The sequence below is a fragment of the Streptomyces sp. iso_384 genome, from assembly GCF_056172905.1.
In genome coordinates, this window is the sequence record NZ_JBWBTT010000001.1 from 1,010,258 (window position 1) to 1,025,750 (window position 15,493).

Consider the following 15,493-nt stretch of genomic DNA (forward strand, 5'->3'; position numbering starts at 1 on the left):
CCCGTTCCCGGGGCCCTCTTGAGTCGCATCACAGGCGTCGATCCGTCCTCCTCGGGTATGACACCGACCCTGACCGGAGTCGTGGCCGTCGCTCCACGGTCACCCGGAGTGAGCGCGTACGGACGCGGCCGCGGAGCGTTCGCGGCGGCGTTCGCGGCGGTGGGCGGGCCCTTCCGGAGCCGCGCCGGACCCGAGGGTGGCGGACGCCCTGGCGAGGCCTGGCGCGGACCTGGCGCGTTGGGCCGTACGAGTGCGGCGACTTTCCGTCAATCCCATGCGGTGCGCCGACCGCCCATGATCGGCCGCGGGCGTGTGGTCAGCCCGGCCCGTTGTGCTGACGGACCCTCAAGCGGTCAATAAAATAAGACAACATCGCGCCACTGTTCCGCTGATCGAGGGACGTCCCCGGATAGGGTCGGTAGCCAAACGCGGAGCCGCGCGGCACGCCCGGATGGTGGAACGTAGACACGGCGAGCTTAAACCTCGCTGCCCCTCGGGGGCGTGCCGGTTCGAGTCCGGCTCCGGGCACCACGCGCCGCACCGAGCGTGACCCGGCGTAACGGTCCGCATCCAGGTGTCCGCATCCATGCCCCACGCGTGTCGCCGTGGGAACACGTCGCGGTCTGCCGTAAAGATCCTCCCCTGGCACTAGGGTGATTCTTTTGCCTACCCATTACTCTTGTGGCAAGGCCACGCAGTGTGGCCATGGAGGAGTGAGATGAGGAGCAGCAACCCGGTCTTCTCGCGACGGGGGTTCAGCCGCGACAACGGCCACGCGGGCTTCAACGCGCCGCCGCAGGCCGGGGCCACCGCGACGGGCACCAATCCCTACGCGCAGGGCACCGCCGCCAACCCGTACGCCACCAACCCCTACGCGCAGACGGACACGCACGGCGCCCCGCAGGCGCCCGCCCGTTCCGACGTGATGACCATCGACGGCGTCGTGACGCGTACGGCGATGACGCTCGGCACCGTGATCCTGGCCGCCGCGGCGGCATGGTGGATCATGCCGGTCGACCAGGCGAATCTGGGCACCGCCTACGGCGTGGCCATCGGTGCCGCGCTGATCGGCTTCGTCCTGTCGCTGGTCAACTCGTTCAAGCGCCGGCCCTCGCCGGCGCTGATCCTGACCTACGCGGCGTTCGAGGGTGTCTTCCTCGGCATCGTCAGCAACATCGTCAGCATGTACGTCGCCCCGGGCGCCGCGATGCAGGCGGTGATCGGCACCATGGCGGTCTTCGCCGGTGTGCTGATCGCCTACCGCACCGGACTGATCCGGGTCACGCGCCGCTTCTACGGCTTCGTGATGGCGGCCGCCATCGGCTTCATGCTGCTCATGATGGTCAACCTCCTGTTCGCCGTGTTCGGCGGCGGTGACGGCCTCGGCTTCCGCAGCGGCGCGCTCGGTGTGATCTTCGGCATCGTGGCCATCGTCATCGGCGCGTGCATCCTCGCCCTGAACTTCAAGCAGGTCGAGGACGGCATCGCGTACGGCGCTCCGCGCGAGGAGGAGTGGCTGGCGGCCTTCGGCCTCACCGTGACCCTGGTGTGGATCTACATCGAGATGCTGCGCCTGGTCGCGATCCTCAGCGGCGACGACTGACCGACCGCATAGCGGCATCCGCCGTACTCGCAGCACCCGTAGCACCGGAACGGCCCGCGGACCTCGTGTCCGCGGGCCGTTCCGCGTTCCCCCTCCGTCGTCCGCCCTCCGCCCTCCGGTGCGATCGTGCGGGCGCGGCGCGTAGGGTCGGTCGGGTGCTCGATACGACGCCCCTGATCCTGGCCGTGGACCGTTTCGCCGACCGGCTGCGCTCGGCCCCGCAGAGCCGCCTCCAGCGCGGTGCGGCCGCCGAGGCGCTGGCCGCCGCCCGTGAACTCGCCGTACGGGCCCAGCGCCTGGAGAACCCGGACGCGGAGCCGCGGGAGCTGCCGGACGCCGGGGTGTTCGCCGTGGGCGACCAGCTCGCCGTCGCCGGGCGGGACCTGGCCGTGGCACTGGAAACGGCCCCGTCCCAGGAGCTGGACGAGGCCGTGCGGTATGTCGGGGAAGCGGCGGCGCGGGCTTTCGCGTGAGCGGCGCGGGTTCGCGTGCGAGCGGCCCGCGCCCGGCGGTCAGAACGAGGCGATGACGCGGTCGGCGAGGATGTACACGTTGTCCTCGCCGCAGGAGAAGGTCAGCGCGTAGGCGCCCGAGACGCCCGAGCCGCCCAGCAGCACCGGCTGCCGGCCCGCCCGCAGCGCGTCGGCGAGCCGCTCGGCGGTCTCGCGGTGGCCGGGGGTCATGCAGAGCGTGGTGCCGTCGGCGAAGACGTACACATCGAGCGTGCCCAGCGGGCCGGGCCGCACATCGGTCAGCTCGGTCGCCGTGTCGGCCAGCTCTTCGAGCCGGTTCACGGTGCGCTCGTGGTCGGTGACCACCGGTGTCTGTACAGGGACGAAGTCCGGGTGCGAGGGGTGGCGGCGGCGGGCGGCGGCCAGCTCGGGGGAGTCCTCGGGGAACTCCGCGGTCTCCGGAAGCCCGGTCGACAGGTCCGTCTGCAGGTCCGCCGGAAGATCGGTCAGCTCGCCGATCTCGTGCTCCGCGAGGGTCCGCTCGCTCAGCTCGACGAGCTCCTCCATCGCCTCGGCCGCCTCCAGGTCCATCGACTCCAGACCGGCGAAGTCGGCCTGCCGGGGCAGGTAGTACGGGGTGTCGTCGCCGAGGCCGGACAGCCCGCCCAGCAGGGAGGGGGCGTCGGCGGCGTCACGGGCCTCCTGGGCGGCCCAGAAGGCGCGCGCCTCGGCCAGCTCGCGCTCCCGCTCCTCGGCGAGCGCCTCGGCGACGGCCGCGCGTATCTCCTCGGCGGGGGTGGCCGAACTGCGGCTCTGCGCTGGCACCGAGGCGCCGAGAGCGTGGCTCGCCGCCAGCTCCGTGCGCAGCGCCGCGACCTGCTTGCGCAGCCCGTGAGCGGCGTGCAGTGCGGCGGCGCCGACGGCCGTGGCAGCGGCGGTGGTCAGCAACAGGGCAAATGACATGGCGCTCACTGACATACTCCCGGTCTCAATCGATACCCCCGACTTCCTACATCAGCTTGGCCTGTACCGGTACGTGCTGTCAGTGCATTACGTCACGAAATGGACAGGTCTTTCGGTCCGATGTTTAGCCCCAAAAGGCCGTGACCTGCAGAAACGACTCTCCCCCGGGACGCAGATCACATCCTGGGGGAGATTCGGTCACGGTCGGAGCTCGGTGGGGTTCGAAACCCCCGCCGCGCGGGAGTCGAGAGGGCTCAGCTCAGCCGCCCGTGCTCGTGGTCGCGCTGAGCTTCGCCTCCGCTGCGGGCAGGTGCCGCACTCGTACCTCGCGCGACCCCTACCCTCCGCTGCGGCTCAGCTCAGCCGCTCGTGCTCGTGGTCGCGCTGAGCTTCGCCTCCGCTGCGGGCAGGTGCCGCACTCGTACCTCGCGCGACCCCTACCCTCCGCTGCGGCTCAGCTCAGCCGCTCGTGCTCGTGGTCGCGCTGAGCTTCGCCTCCGCTGCGGGCAGGTGCCGCACTCGTACCTCGCGCGACCCCTACCCTCCGCTGCGGCTCAGCTCAGCCGCTCGATCACCATCGCCATGCCCTGGCCGCCGCCCACGCACATCGTCTCCAGGCCCCACTGCTTGTCGTGGAACTGGAGGCTGTTGATCAGCGTGCCGGTGATGCGGGCGCCGGTCATGCCGAAGGGGTGGCCGACCGCGATCGCGCCGCCGTTGACGTTGACCTTGTCCAGCGGCAGGCCGAGGTCCCGGTAGGAGGGGATGACCTGGGCGGCGAACGCCTCGTTGATCTCGGCGAGGTCGATGTCGTCGATGGTCAGGCCGGCCCGCTTCAGCGCCTGCTTGCTGGCCTCGACCGGGCCGTAGCCCATGATCTCGGGGGAGAGGCCGGAGACGCCGGTGGAGACGATCCGGGCCAGCGGGGTCAGGCCCAGCTCGCGCGCCTTGGTGTCGGACATGATCACCAGGGCGGCGGCGCCGTCGTTGAGCGGGCAGCAGTTGGCCGCGGTGACCAGGCCGTCGGGGCGGAAGACCGGCTTCAGGCCCTGCACGCCCTCCAGGGTGACGCCCGCGCGCGGGCCGTCGTCCTTGGCGACGACGGTGCCGTCGGGCGTGGTGACCGGGGTGATCTCCCGCTCCCAGAAGCCGTTCTTCAGGGCTTCCTCGGCGAGGTTCTGCGACCGTGCGCCGAACTCGTCCATGTCCTGGCGGGTGACGCCCTTGGTCCGGGCCAGGTTCTCCGCCGTCTGCCCCATCGCGATGTACGCGTCCGGCACGAGGCCGTCCTCGCGCGGGTCGTGCCAGCTCGCACCGGATTCCTCGGCGCGGGCGGCGGTGCGGGCCTCGGCCTCGGCGAACAGCGGGTTGTGCGTGTCCGGCAGGCTGTCGGAGTTGCCCTTGGTGAAGCGGGACACCATCTCGACACCCGCCGAGATGAAGACGTCGCCCTCGCCCGCCTTGATCGCGTGCAGCGCCATCCGGCTGGTCTGCAGCGAGGAGGAGCAGTAGCGGGTGACCGTGCAGCCGGGAAGGTGGTCCATCCCCATCTGCACGGCGATGATGCGGCCCAGGTTGTTGCCCTGCTCGCCGCCGGGCAGACCACAGCCCAGCATCAGGTCGTCGATGTCCTTCGGGTCCAGCTCGGGAACCTTGGCCAGCGCGGTCTGGATGATCGTGGCGGTCAGGTCGTCCGCGCGCAGGTCCTTCAGGGAACCCTTGAAGGCGCGGCCGATCGGCGAACGGGCGGCAGAGACGATCACGGCTTCGGGCATCACGCGGCTCCAAGGGGGCTGGAAGGCTGTGTGGACGGCAGAACTCCTCTGGAAGTTACCCGGACGTATCGCCGGGGTCACCCGGCAGGCCGTGTGATGCGGAACTCTTTTCTAAGCGCTTGCTCAGCACGGCCTGCCGTCGGACGCCACCCGTTACGCGTGCCCGTGGGCGGCGTCCGGGTGGGTGTGCGGGGTGGGTTCCGTGGAGGCGGGCAGACGCCGCCGCCTGCGGTGCTTGAGGAGGGCCCAGGGCGCCCGAGCCCCCGTGACCTCCGTACCGGCCTCCCGGGCCGCCTGGGAGGCCGCCTTCGCCACCGGGAGGATGTCCTCGCGCCGCGCCCCGTCCAGCCGGTCGGTCTCCGGCCACAGGCCCAGCACCGCGCACAGCGTGGGCAGCACCGCCATGGCCGCCGTGGCATAGCCCTCGGCGGAGGGGTGGTAGTTGTCCGGGCCGAACAGCTCGCCCGGGTTCGCCGCGAACTCCGGGCCCAGCAGGTCGCCCAGCGACACCGTGCGCCCGCCCTGCTCCACCACCCCGATCGTCTGCGCCGCCGCCAGCTGCCGGCTCACCCGCCGGGCCAGCCAGCGCAGCGGCTGGTAGACCGGCTCGATCGTGCCCAGGTCAGGGCAGGTCCCGACGACCACCTCCGCACCGGCCGTCCGCAGCCTGCGCACCGCCGTCGTCAGACAGCGCACCGACTGGGTCGCGGGCATCCGATGGGTGACGTCGTTCGCCCCGATCATGATCACGCAGACGTCCGGGACCCGCGCCGGATCCGCGAGCAGCAGCGACACCTGCCGCTCCAGATCGTCCGACCGGGCCCCCGGCAGGGCCACGTTCCGCAGATCCACCGGCCGCTCGGACACCGCCGCGAGACCCGAGGCGAGCAGCGCCCCCGGGGTCTGCCCGGCCCGCCGCACCCCCTGCCCCGCGGCCGTCGAATCCCCGAGCATCCCGAGCCGCATCGGATCGTTCGGCCCGGCGAACGCCACCCCGTACCGCCCGTCCGCACTCGGCGGAACCGGAGCGGTGCCGCCGCCCACCTGCCTCTTCGCGAGCTGGACCTCCGCCAGGAACACGCCCACGGCCGCCGCACCGATCAACCCGATGCTGCCACCGCCGTAGGCCGCGCCCGCCGCGATCCGCCGTGCCACCCTTGCTCTCGACACAGTCCGGTCCACCTCCTCCTCGCCGTACAGCCGTACACGTACCTACTTGCCCCGCTCGGGGCTCCGTGTACTCCTTCCCGTACGCACAGTGCGTCCCGTACGCATACTCTGGGCCGGACCATCTCGGAGATCCCGGAGTACACGGTGCAATTCCACGATTCGATGATCAGTCTTGTCGGCAACACCCCGCTGGTGAGGCTGCGCAACGTCACGGCAGATATCCAGGCGACCGTCCTGGCCAAGGTCGAGTACTTCAACCCCGGCGGGTCGGTGAAGGACCGCATCGCGCTGCGCATGATCGAAGCGGCCGAGCAGAGCGGGGAGCTGAAGCCCGGCGGCACGATCGTCGAGCCGACCAGTGGCAACACGGGCGTCGGGCTCGCCATCGTCGCCCAGCAGAAGGGCTACAAGTGCATCTTCGTCTGCCCGGACAAGGTGTCCACGGACAAGATCAACGTGCTGCGGGCGTACGGCGCCGAGGTCGTCGTCTGCCCGACCGCCGTTGACCCCGAGCACCCGGACTCGTACTACAACGTCTCCGACCGGCTGGTCACCGAGACGCCGGGCGCCTGGAAGCCGGACCAGTACTCCAACCCGAACAACCCCCGGTCGCACTACGAGACCACCGGTCCCGAACTGTGGGAGCAGACCGAGGGGAAGATCACACACTTCGTCGCAGGCGTCGGCACCGGCGGCACCATCAGCGGCACCGGGCGCTATCTCAAGGAGATCAGCGACGGCGCGGTCCAGGTCATCGGCGCCGACCCGGAGGGCTCGGTCTACTCCGGCGGCTCCGGCCGTCCCTATCTGGTCGAGGGCGTCGGCGAGGACTTCTGGCCGAGCGCGTACGACCGGAACGTCACCGACGAGATCGTCGCGGTGTCCGACAAGGACTCCTTCCAGATGACCCGCCGGCTCGCCAAGGAGGAGGGACTGCTCGTCGGCGGCTCCTGCGGCATGGCGGTCGTCGGCGCCCTGGAGGTCGCCAAGCGGCTCGGCCCCGAGGATGTCGTCGTGGTGCTGCTCCCCGACAGCGGGCGCGGCTACCTGAGCAAGATCTTCAACGACGAGTGGATGGCCGACTACGGCTTCCTGGAGGACTCCGGCACCTCCGCCAATGTGGGCGCGGTCCTGGACTTCAAGGAGGGCCCGATGCCCTCCCTCGTCCACATGCACCCCGAGGAGACGGTCGGCGAGGCCATCGACGTGCTCCGCGAGTACGGCGTCTCCCAGATGCCGATCGTGAAGCCGGGCGCCGGCCACCCGGACGTGATGGCCGCCGAGGTCATCGGCTCCGTCGTGGAACGGCAGCTGCTGGACGCGCTGTTCACCCAGCGCGCCTCGCTGACCGACCCGCTGGAGAAGCACATGTCGGCGCCGCTGCCGCAGGTCGGCTCCGGCGAACCGGTCGAGGACCTGATGGCCGTGCTCGGCGGCACGGAGGGGGCCGACGCGGCGATCGTGCTCGTCGAGGGCAAGCCCAAGGGCGTCGTGAGCAGGCAGGACCTGCTGGCGTTCCTCGCCAAGGACGCGGGCACGGCGAAGGCCTGACGGTCCGGGGACACCTCCGGGGCACCCCCGGTGGTGGCCTGTGGCCGGGCTTCGCGAAAACGGTACGAGCGCGTCACGTCCGCGCAGCACCCGCTTAACACGGCTCCGGCACATTGGTGGGTGTCGGCAGGGAAACCCGCCGGCACCCAGAACGGCGACACCGGACTACGGAGCGGCTCCCGGACCTCCACCGTCGCCCGGACGCGGGCATCCGGCCCTGACCCGGACCGCGTCCCTCGCGGGGACCGCCGTCGTCCCGCCCCCCGGGCAACCGGGGGTGCGGCGGTCCCCGCGACATACCTCCGCAGACGTCGGCGCGGCCGGACTCCCCGTGGGTCCGGCCGCGCGGTCGTGTTCCGGGCCCGTCGGACGGCCCGGACGGGCCTGGACGGGTCCGGACATGCCGGTGGCCGGGCCCGGACGGATCGGGGCCCGTCGTGAGCGGCGGGCTCAGTCCTTCCAGTCGGACCGCGCCTGCTCCTCCCGGCGGCGGAACAGCCCCCCGCCCCGCGCCGCCTGGAACGCGTTGACGCCCACGATGCCGAGCCAGGCCACCACCAGCCCCTCGATCCCGGCGTTCACGACGCCGATCGCGGACAGCGGGACGGCCAGGATCAACGAGACGATCCCCAGCGCGTACCGCTCCCCGAAGGTCTCCGGCTGCGCCGGACGCGCGCCTCGGGCGTTGGTCATCTGCTGCTCGGCGAGCTGGCGGCGGACCCTGCGGTCGAGCGTGCTGTCGAGGCGCTGCTCGACCTTCTCCAGGAACGATTCGATGAGCACGGACTCGTACTCCGCACCCAGCTCGCCGCGGGCCTGAAGGGTGGCGGCGAGCTCCTTCTGGATCTCGGGGTCACGGGCTTCCATGCGGACGACGGTACGGAGCCCGGGCCCGCGTGACAGTAGGGCTAGCCCCCGAATCTCTTGGGGCTACCCCCCCGAGTCCTGCATATGGACATACAGCGACCTTCCTGGCTGAATAGAACGGTCGGCGCCGGTCGTGGCGCGACGGATCCAGCAAGGGGACAGCATGAGTGGGAGCAGCCCCGCCGCACGGTTGCAGCGGCTCTTCGAGGGCCACCGGCTCACACCCACCCAGCGGCGCATCGCGCACTGCATGGTCCGCCGGGCCGCCGACGCGCCGTTCCTCTCCAGTGTGGAGCTGGCCGAACTGGCCGGGGTCAGCCAGCCCTCCGTCACCCGCTTCGCCGTGGCCCTCGGCTTCGACGGCTATCCGGCGCTGCGCAGGCATCTGCGCGAGGTCGCGCCCGCCGACGCGGAGCAGGAGGACGCGGGGGAGTCGTACAACGAGTACCAACAGGCCGTCCGCGCCGAGATCGAGAACCTCCAGCACCTCTGTGCCGTGCTCGCCGACCCCGCGCCCGTGGAGCGGGCCGGGCGGCTGCTCGCCGACTCCCGGCCGCTGCCGGTGCTGGGGCTGCGCGCCGCCTCCTCGCAGGCGCGCGGCTTCGGCTACTTCGCCGCCAAGGTGCACCCCGACGTCCGGGTGCTCGACGAGGGCGGCAGCATGCTGCCCGACCGGATCGACTCCGCCCGCCGGGCCGGGGCCACCGCCCTGATGTGCTTCGCGCTGCCGCGCCACCCCAAGGAGACCGTGGACGCGCTCGCGTACGCCCAGGACCAGGGGCTGACCGTGGTGACGGTCGCCGACTCGGCCTTCGCGCCCGTCGCCAAGCACAGCGATCTGCTGCTCCCGGCGGCGATCGGCTCCGGGCTCTCCTTCGACACCGTCTGCGCGCCGATGCTGCTCGGCCGGGTGCTGCTGGAGGCGATGTGCGACGGACTGCCCGACGCCCAGGCGCGGTTGGAGGAGTTCGACGTACGGGCGGCGGCCCGCGGTCTGTTCGTGGAGTGACCCCTGCCGCGGATTCTCAGGCCACCTTCATCTGCGGCCGCTAATCTCCGCGCCCGGAAGGGCCGGCACCAGGACCGGCGGACGGGGAGCGAGAGAGGGGTACGGACGTGGGGCGCGGAGGACAGTCGCTGGCGAGAGTGGCCGTGACCGTACGGGCCGGGGCGGCCCCGTTGTGGTGGCCGGGTCTGGTGGCCGCGGCGGCGGGGGCGTTCGTTCCGGGGCTGACCGGTCGGCGGATCGGGCTGCTGGCCGGGGCGGCGCTTTTCATCGTCACCGCGGCCTTCGTGGCCCTGGCGCGCGGCAAGCGGTACGCGGAGCTGGCCCGGAGCGCCTCGCGCGCCGGGCGGAACGACTTCCTCCAGGACCGGGCCGTGACCGTACGGGTGTGGCGGCGCGGGCGCAGGTGGTGGCTGCTGGGAGCGTTCGTCGTCGCGGTGGCGTCCTCGTTCGCGCTGCCCGGGGCCGGCGGGCTGCTGCTCGCCGGTGCGGGGGCCGGGCTCTGGGCCAAGGCCGTACGGATCGGGCAGCGCGAGCGCCGCGAGGACGTCCTGTACTGGGTGCGCACCGACTGGACCGGACACGGGAGCCCGGTCGGCAAGCGGGTGAAGGCGTATCGGACGACGGGCCCGGAGGCGGGGGACGCCGCGCCGGGCGGGGCGCGGCGTCGCCGCCGGTGAGGACCTGAGCGGGAGTGGGAGGGACCCGGACGGGTCAGATCTCCAGGTCCGCCTCGATCTTCTTCAGCTGGTGGCGGGCCATCGCCAGGTTCGCCCGGCTCGCGTCCAGCACCAGGTAGAGGAACAGACCGTTGCTGCCACGGGTCTTGAGCAGCCGGATCAGGTGGTACTGGGTGCCGAGGGTGATCAGGATGTCCTCGATCTCGTCCTTGATGCCCAGGTGCTCCATGGTGCGGAGCTTGGCGCGGACCACATCGGTGTTGCCCGCGGCGGCGACCTCCAGGTTGAAGTCCTTGCCGCCGCCGAGCGTGCCCAGGGCCATCCCGCTCGTGTAGTCGACGAGGGCGACACCCGTGGTGCCCTCGATCGAGCTCATCGCTTCCTTCAGTGACGCTTCGGTGTTCGCCATGGAGGCTCGTTTCCTTTCCCTGGCCGGTCGCGGTGACCGGGTCCGTTTCAGTGCCGGCCGCTCGGCCGGCTTCCGTGCGGGCTGGTGCGCGGGCTTCTGCGTGATGGCTGAGTCCCGGTGGTTGTGGCGGTACGGGTGGGGGGAATCGGGCGACCGCTGCGCGAAGGTGCGTTACGTGGGGCGTTGCGGCAGGGCGCGGCCGGGTGCGGTGGCGGGGCGCGGGGGTGCGGCGCGGGCGGCGGCGGGGCGCTCGACGCGTTCCAGCGCGGCGTCGACGAGTTCGCCGATCCGGGCGCCCGCGCGGCGGCCCTCCAGATGGAGCCGGCCGACGTTGATACGGTCCTCGGCCAGCAGGGTCAGGACGGCGGAGGAGCCCGCGGCGTAGGTGGCGATGTAGCCGTCGCCGCCGCGGACCAGCAGTTCGCGGAAGCCGCCCCGGCCGGTGGCGTCGGTCATCCGGATGGAGACGCCGAGGGCGGCGGCGGTGAGGGCGGCGACGCCCTCCGCCTCGACGCCCGGGGTGTCGTGGGCCAGGACCAGACCGTCGGTGGAGGCGGCCAGCGCCCCGGAGAGCAGCGGGACCCGGGCCCGTAACCGCTGGAGCTCGTCGAGGACTTCACGCACTTCGGCCTCGGGCACCATCAGCTGTCTCCTCCCGGCACGCTGTCTGAGCGCGCGTATCACAGGGCCTCCAATGCGTCTCGGAGCCGGCGCAGCAGGGCGATATCGGGGTCGGCCGTCACCTCGGGGAGCGTGATCCGGCCGGAAGCGGAAGAGGCGGCCGGCAGGGGCTGGGCGCGGACCGCCTCCACCAGGCCGGCCGCCGCCAGCCGTCGCAGGTCGACCAGGATGTGGAACGCCGAACGGCCCAGCGCCAGCGCGATGTCCGAGGCCGTACGGACTCCGTCGGCCAGCTCCAGGATCCGGCGCTGCCGGGCCGGGACCGGGGCGTCGGACGGATGTGCCGCACTCCGCAGCAGTGGGGCGCCGTCGCAGGCCGCATCGGGCCAGATCCGGTCCAGGAACTCCCGTCTGCGCAGCGTCTCGCGCTCCACGGCGGCCACCGGGACGGGCCGCACCGGACCGATCCAGTGCGCCACCCCGTAACGGAAGCGGGCGGGCGTCCCGGTCGGCGCGAGTGCGAAGAACGCGGCGTCGTACAGCGCGCCCAGATGGCACAACTCCAGTGCTCCGCCCGGCACATGGCCGCTGTCGACGAGATAGCGGCCGACCCGGCGGCCCGCCCCGGCCTGCGCCACGGCGTCCCACCAGCCCTCGTGCCGCAGGGTTCCGCCGGTGGTGAGCAGGACGTCGATGCCGGGGGTGGCGGGGCTCTCGGCGTGGACCACCTGGCCGTCGGCGAGGTAGAGGGTGCCGCGGTCGCGCATCAGGGCGCCGGTGGCCCGTTCGTCGGCGAGCCGCCGGAGCATCGGGGAGAGCACCGTGAGCCGGTCGGCGGCGGGGGCGTCGGGGTCGGCGGCTATCGCGCTCATGCCAGCACCAGCCGCTCGGCCAGCTCGCCCAGCCGCAGCCGGGCGAGCGCGAGATTACCCTCGGAGCGGTCCAGCCACAGATGGAGGAAGACGCTGCTGTCGAACGCCGTCTCGACGAACCGGAGCATGTGGTAACCGTCGTGGGTGGTGACGATGACGTCCTCGACGGGAGTGTTCGGCGCGGCCGCCGGCCGTCCGCCCTCCGCTTCCGCGGTGAGGTGGGCGAAGGCGGGCTGTTCGGCGGTCATACGGGCGACCTCCGCCGTCTCGGCGGCGGTCGCCTCGTGGTCGCCGTTGGGGGACTCCCCGATGGTGCCGAGGGCGAGACCGCTCGTCCAGTCGACCACCGAGGCGCCCCGGGCGCCGGGCAGCCTCATGACTTCGAGCAGGCACTCGTCGATTCCGGGCACGCGGATCTCCCCTCCCGACGTGGCGTACGGCTGTAACGCAGAGGCTACGCAACGTGCTCACGGCTGGTGGAGGTTCTGGCATTTTCCTTTGGTACATGCGTCCGAGGGTGTAAAGGGTCGGCCGGAATGCGGTGGTGGGGGCGGCGGGTGGCGGTCCGTCAGGCGTCCGGGGCGGCCGACTTCTCGCGGGCCGTCATCACCGCCTTGTTGAGCGCCCACAGCCCGATGCCGATCAGCAGCAGGACCCCGGCGCGTACGTACACGTCGGAGCCCCGGTCGGCGAGCGGGCTCGCCAGGATCAGCGAGGTGAGCGCGCCGAGCACCGGAAGCGCCGTGGGCGTACGGAAGTGGCGGTGGTCCACCCGGTCCTTGCGCAGGACCAGCACGGCGATGTTGACCACGGCGAAGACGCAGAGCAGCAGGAACGAGGTGGTGTCGCCGAGCCCCTCGATCTCGCCGGTGGAGACCAGGCCGATCGCCAGGACGGAGACGAAGACGATCCCGACCCAGGGGGTGCGCCGGCCCGCCAGCACCCTGCCCATCGCGGGCGGCAGGATGCGCTCGTTGGCCATGCCGTAGCAGAGCCGCGAGGCCATCATGATGTTGATCAGCGCCGAGTTGGTGACGGCGAACAGGGCGATCAGCGCGAAGAGTTTCGGCGGGAAATCGACGCCGCCGGCCTTCACCACCTCCAGCAGCGGTCCGCTGGAGCCCGCTAGGGTGCGGGAGTCGACCAGGAGCGAGGAGACCAGGGCGACCAGGACGTAGATGGTTCCGGTGATGCCCACCCCGATGAAGATCGCACGGGGGAAGTCGCGGGCGGGGTTCTTGGTCTCCTCGGCCATGTTCACCGAGTCCTCGAAGCCGACGAACGCGAAGAAGCCCAGCGCGGTGGCGCCTAGTCTAGTAGGGCTTTGTTACGTCTCTGGGCAAGCGGTCGCTCTGGTGGTTTCCTGCTGGTATGAGGGTGGATGAACTCGTTTCGTGCAGGGGCCGGTTGGAGGAGTTTGCCGGGGAGGTCTTCGCGCCTTTGTCGCGTGCTGACCAGCGGGTGAAGGGCAGCCTCTATCTGCGGGGTTTGCTCCTGGACGGGCGTCGGAAGTCGATGCAGCCGATGGCCGGACGCCTGGGTGTGGACCATCAGCAGTTGCAGCAGTTCATGACCTCGTCGACCTGGCCGGTGGACACCGTCCGCACCAGGTTGGCCCGCCGGGCGGTGGCGGTGGCGAGGCCTCAGGTGTGGGTCGTGGACGACACCGGATTCCCGAAGGACGGAACGTCCTCGCCCGGGGTGGCCCGCCAGTACTCCGGCACCCTGGGCAAGGTCGGGAACTGCCAGATCGGGGTCAGTGTCCACGCCGCGTCCGACACCGCGTCGTGCCCGCTGTCCTGGCGGCTGTTTCTTCCCCGCGGCTGGGACGAGGCCGAGGCTGCCGGGCGCCGGGCCCGCTGCCGGATCCCTGACGGTGCGCGTCACCGGCCGAAGTGGCAGCTCGCGCTGGACATGCTGGATGAACTGGCCACGGTCGGACTGCGGCCGGCGGTGCTGGTCGCGGACACCGGCTACGGAGCGAACGCCGACTTCCGCCACGGCCTGGAGGACCGCGGCCTGGCCTATGCCCTGCAGGTCAAGGGCGAGATGACCGCCCACGCCGAGACAGCCGAACCCCGCACACCGCCTTACACCGGGCTCGGGCCACGCCCGCTGCCCCGCTACCGCACCCGGCCGGTCAGCCTGCGCGAACACGTCCTGGCCGCCGGACGGGCACGAGCCGTCACGGTCACCTGGCGCAAAGGATCCAAGGCCGCCATGTCCGCCCGCTTCGTGTTCCTGCGCGTCCGCCTCGCCGGCCGCCGCCCCAAACCCGCCCCCGACGGCGTCATCGGCCTGCGGTGGCTGATAGCCCAGTGGCCCGAAGGCCAGGACGAGCCGGTCAAGTACTGGATCTCCAACCTGCCGGCCGACATCCCGGCCCGGGACCTGGTCCGCCTCGCGAAACTACGGTGGCGCATCGAGCACGACTACCGAGAGCTGAAGACCACACTCGGCCTCGACCACTTCGAGGGACGATCGTTCACCGGCTGGCACCGCCACGTCACCCTCGTCACCGCCGCCCACCTCTTCCTGACCGAACAGCGCTCCGCCCCAAAAGCCCCTGCCAGGGCCTGACCCTCTACCAGGCCCTGGCCCTCCTCCAACACCTACTGGCCACCTGGACCGGAACCTGCCCCACCTGCCGACAACCCACCCCATGGCAGCCCTACGACACCACCTAACAAAGCCCTACTAGGGCCTTTCGTTTGGATCATGCCGGGCTCGCGGGGGCCGGCACGCACATCTGCGGCGTTGTCGTCAGTCGCCAATGCTCCGCAGTGACTCCCTCCTCCGCCTTGCAGCTGCACGCACCGGCCCCCGCTCCCTGATCCGGCCTGATCCAAACGAAAGGCCCTAGCACCCCGGTGATCAGGGCGTACCCGGTGCCGCCGGTCTCGATCTGGGTCAGCCGCGAGGGCTCGCCCTCGCCGCCGAGCACTGCGTACGCGCCGATCGCGAGGATCACCGCGAGGCCGCCGACCTCCACCAGCGTCAGGACCACGTTCGCCTTCACCGACTCGGCGACCCCGCGCAGATTGATCGCGGCCAGAGCGAGGACGAACAGGATCGCGATGAGGGTCGGCGGTACCGCGTCGGTGAACTCGCCCAGATAGTCGCCGCTGAACGCCCGCGCCGCCGCGCTCGCCGAGGAGAGGCCCGAGCACATCACCATGAAGGCGACGACGAAGGTCAGGAACGGGATCTTGAACGCCTTCTGGGTGTAGAGCGCCGCCCCGGCCGCCTTCGGGTACTTCCCCACGAGTTCCACGTACGAGGCCGCCGTCAGCAGCGCGACGACGAAGCCGATCGCGAACGGCAGCCAGAGCGCGCCGCCGACCTTGCCCGCCACGTCCCCGGTGGTGGCGTAGACGCCGGTGCCCAGGATGTCGCCGACGACGAAAAGGATCAGCAGCCTGGGGCCGAGCGCGCGCTTGAGCGGCGGCGAGCCTCCGGGGATCGCCGGTCGTGGGTGCGCCGGGTGTACTCATCGCTGCCTCCGGGGCGGCCGCCGGGTGGTA

General features: G+C 71.6%; 14 protein-coding genes, 1 tRNA gene and 2 pseudogenes. 7 read left to right on the plus strand and 10 right to left on the minus strand.

Features of this window, described 5'->3' with window-relative positions; genetic code table 11:
* Positions 1–445: 445 nt before the first annotated feature.
* The 3 genes from AC0VY3_RS04585 (at position 446) to AC0VY3_RS04595 (ending at position 2,076) form a co-directional block, all read left to right on the plus strand.
* A tRNA-Leu gene (locus AC0VY3_RS04585) sits at positions 446–531 on the plus strand.
* A gap of 187 nt (positions 532–718) precedes the next feature.
* Positions 719–1,603 (plus strand): Bax inhibitor-1/YccA family protein, encoded by an 885-nt coding sequence (locus AC0VY3_RS04590; protein WP_103510915.1) that lies wholly within the window; start codon positions 719–721, stop codon positions 1,601–1,603.
* A gap of 155 nt (positions 1,604–1,758) precedes the next feature.
* Positions 1,759–2,076: a hypothetical protein gene (locus AC0VY3_RS04595; protein ID WP_030581455.1), complete on the plus strand. Its 318-nt coding sequence runs from the start codon at positions 1,759–1,761 to the stop codon at positions 2,074–2,076.
* A 39-nt stretch (positions 2,077–2,115) separates the two neighbouring features.
* Here the strand turns inward: AC0VY3_RS04595 and AC0VY3_RS04600 are convergent, their stop codons facing one another.
* From AC0VY3_RS04600 to AC0VY3_RS04610, 3 genes are all read right to left on the minus strand, one after another.
* Positions 2,116–3,003: a hypothetical protein gene (locus tag AC0VY3_RS04600; RefSeq protein ID WP_242742622.1), complete on the minus strand. Its 888-nt coding sequence runs from the start codon at positions 3,001–3,003 to the stop codon at positions 2,116–2,118.
* A gap of 569 nt (positions 3,004–3,572) precedes the next feature.
* Positions 3,573–4,793, minus strand: a complete 1,221-nt coding sequence (locus tag AC0VY3_RS04605) for an acetyl-CoA C-acetyltransferase (RefSeq protein ID WP_475549006.1) — start codon at positions 4,791–4,793, stop codon at positions 3,573–3,575.
* A gap of 153 nt (positions 4,794–4,946) precedes the next feature.
* Positions 4,947–5,948, minus strand: coding sequence for an SGNH/GDSL hydrolase family protein (locus tag AC0VY3_RS04610; RefSeq protein WP_103510912.1), 1,002 nt, complete (start codon positions 5,946–5,948; stop codon positions 4,947–4,949).
* Positions 5,949–6,107: 159 nt separating this feature from the next.
* On the opposite strand from AC0VY3_RS04610, the gene AC0VY3_RS04615 reads away from it, so the two are divergent.
* Positions 6,108–7,514 carry a cystathionine beta-synthase gene (locus tag AC0VY3_RS04615; protein WP_103510911.1) on the plus strand — a complete coding sequence of 469 codons (1,407 nt, stop codon included), beginning with the start codon at positions 6,108–6,110 and terminating at the stop codon, positions 7,512–7,514.
* 450 nt (positions 7,515–7,964) lie between these two features.
* On the opposite strand, the gene AC0VY3_RS04620 is transcribed toward AC0VY3_RS04615, so the two are convergent.
* Complete coding sequence (locus AC0VY3_RS04620) at positions 7,965–8,381, minus strand: hypothetical protein (protein ID WP_475549007.1); 417 nt, start codon at positions 8,379–8,381, stop codon at positions 7,965–7,967.
* Positions 8,382–8,544: 163 nt separating this feature from the next.
* On the opposite strand from AC0VY3_RS04620, the gene AC0VY3_RS04625 reads away from it, so the two are divergent.
* Positions 8,545–9,390, plus strand: coding sequence for a MurR/RpiR family transcriptional regulator (locus tag AC0VY3_RS04625; RefSeq protein ID WP_103510909.1), 846 nt, complete (start codon positions 8,545–8,547; stop codon positions 9,388–9,390).
* Positions 9,391–9,527: 137 nt separating this feature from the next.
* A complete protein-coding gene (locus tag AC0VY3_RS04630) occupies positions 9,528–10,067 on the plus strand; it encodes a hypothetical protein (RefSeq protein ID WP_103510908.1) in 540 nt (179 codons plus the stop codon).
* A 34-nt stretch (positions 10,068–10,101) separates the two neighbouring features.
* On the opposite strand, the gene AC0VY3_RS04635 is transcribed toward AC0VY3_RS04630, so the two are convergent.
* The 5 genes and pseudogenes from AC0VY3_RS04635 to AC0VY3_RS04655 all read right to left on the minus strand — a co-directional run.
* A complete protein-coding gene (locus AC0VY3_RS04635) occupies positions 10,102–10,476 on the minus strand; it encodes a hypothetical protein (RefSeq protein ID WP_103510907.1) in 375 nt (124 codons plus the stop codon).
* 171 nt (positions 10,477–10,647) lie between these two features.
* On the minus strand, positions 10,648–11,118 hold the full coding sequence (locus AC0VY3_RS04640) for a roadblock/LC7 domain-containing protein (RefSeq protein WP_103510906.1): 471 nt from the start codon (positions 11,116–11,118) through the stop codon (positions 10,648–10,650).
* 38 nt (positions 11,119–11,156) lie between these two features.
* Positions 11,157–11,969 (minus strand): helix-turn-helix domain-containing protein, encoded by an 813-nt coding sequence (locus tag AC0VY3_RS04645; RefSeq protein ID WP_103510905.1) that lies wholly within the window; start codon positions 11,967–11,969, stop codon positions 11,157–11,159.
* Complete coding sequence (locus tag AC0VY3_RS04650) at positions 11,966–12,379, minus strand: hypothetical protein (RefSeq protein WP_103510904.1); 414 nt, start codon at positions 12,377–12,379, stop codon at positions 11,966–11,968. The genes AC0VY3_RS04645 and AC0VY3_RS04650 overlap by 4 nt, the downstream gene beginning before the upstream one ends.
* A gap of 158 nt (positions 12,380–12,537) precedes the next feature.
* Positions 12,538–13,281: pseudogene (locus AC0VY3_RS04655) on the minus strand (APC family permease); the annotation flags it as partial.
* Positions 13,282–13,340: 59 nt separating this feature from the next.
* Between AC0VY3_RS04655 and AC0VY3_RS04660 the strand changes: the two are divergent.
* Positions 13,341–14,549, plus strand: a complete 1,209-nt coding sequence (locus AC0VY3_RS04660) for an IS701 family transposase (RefSeq protein WP_475549008.1) — start codon at positions 13,341–13,343, stop codon at positions 14,547–14,549.
* A 277-nt stretch (positions 14,550–14,826) separates the two neighbouring features.
* Here AC0VY3_RS04660 and AC0VY3_RS04665 read toward each other — a convergent pair.
* Positions 14,827–15,463, minus strand: a pseudogene (locus tag AC0VY3_RS04665) (APC family permease); the annotation flags it as partial.
* Positions 15,464–15,493 lie beyond the last annotated feature (30 nt).

What these genes read in the sequence shown, in the direction of transcription:
- AC0VY3_RS04640 (WP_103510906.1), bottom strand. Translation starts at nt 11,118, where the DNA reads ATGGTGCCCGAGGCCGAAGTGCGTGAAGTCCTCGACGAGCTCCAGCGG.
- AC0VY3_RS04620 (WP_475549007.1), bottom strand. Translation starts at nt 8,381, where the DNA reads ATGGAAGCCCGTGACCCCGAGATCCAGAAGGAGCTCGCCGCCACCCTT.
- AC0VY3_RS04590 (WP_103510915.1), top strand. Translation starts at nt 719, where the DNA reads ATGAGGAGCAGCAACCCGGTCTTCTCGCGACGGGGGTTCAGCCGCGAC.
- AC0VY3_RS04660 (WP_475549008.1), top strand. Translation starts at nt 13,341, where the DNA reads ATGAGGGTGGATGAACTCGTTTCGTGCAGGGGCCGGTTGGAGGAGTTT.
- AC0VY3_RS04635 (WP_103510907.1), bottom strand. Translation starts at nt 10,476, where the DNA reads ATGGCGAACACCGAAGCGTCACTGAAGGAAGCGATGAGCTCGATCGAG.
- AC0VY3_RS04645 (WP_103510905.1), bottom strand. Translation starts at nt 11,969, where the DNA reads ATGAGCGCGATAGCCGCCGACCCCGACGCCCCCGCCGCCGACCGGCTC.
- AC0VY3_RS04625 (WP_103510909.1), top strand. Translation starts at nt 8,545, where the DNA reads ATGAGTGGGAGCAGCCCCGCCGCACGGTTGCAGCGGCTCTTCGAGGGC.
- AC0VY3_RS04605 (WP_475549006.1), bottom strand. Translation starts at nt 4,793, where the DNA reads ATGCCCGAAGCCGTGATCGTCTCTGCCGCCCGTTCGCCGATCGGCCGC.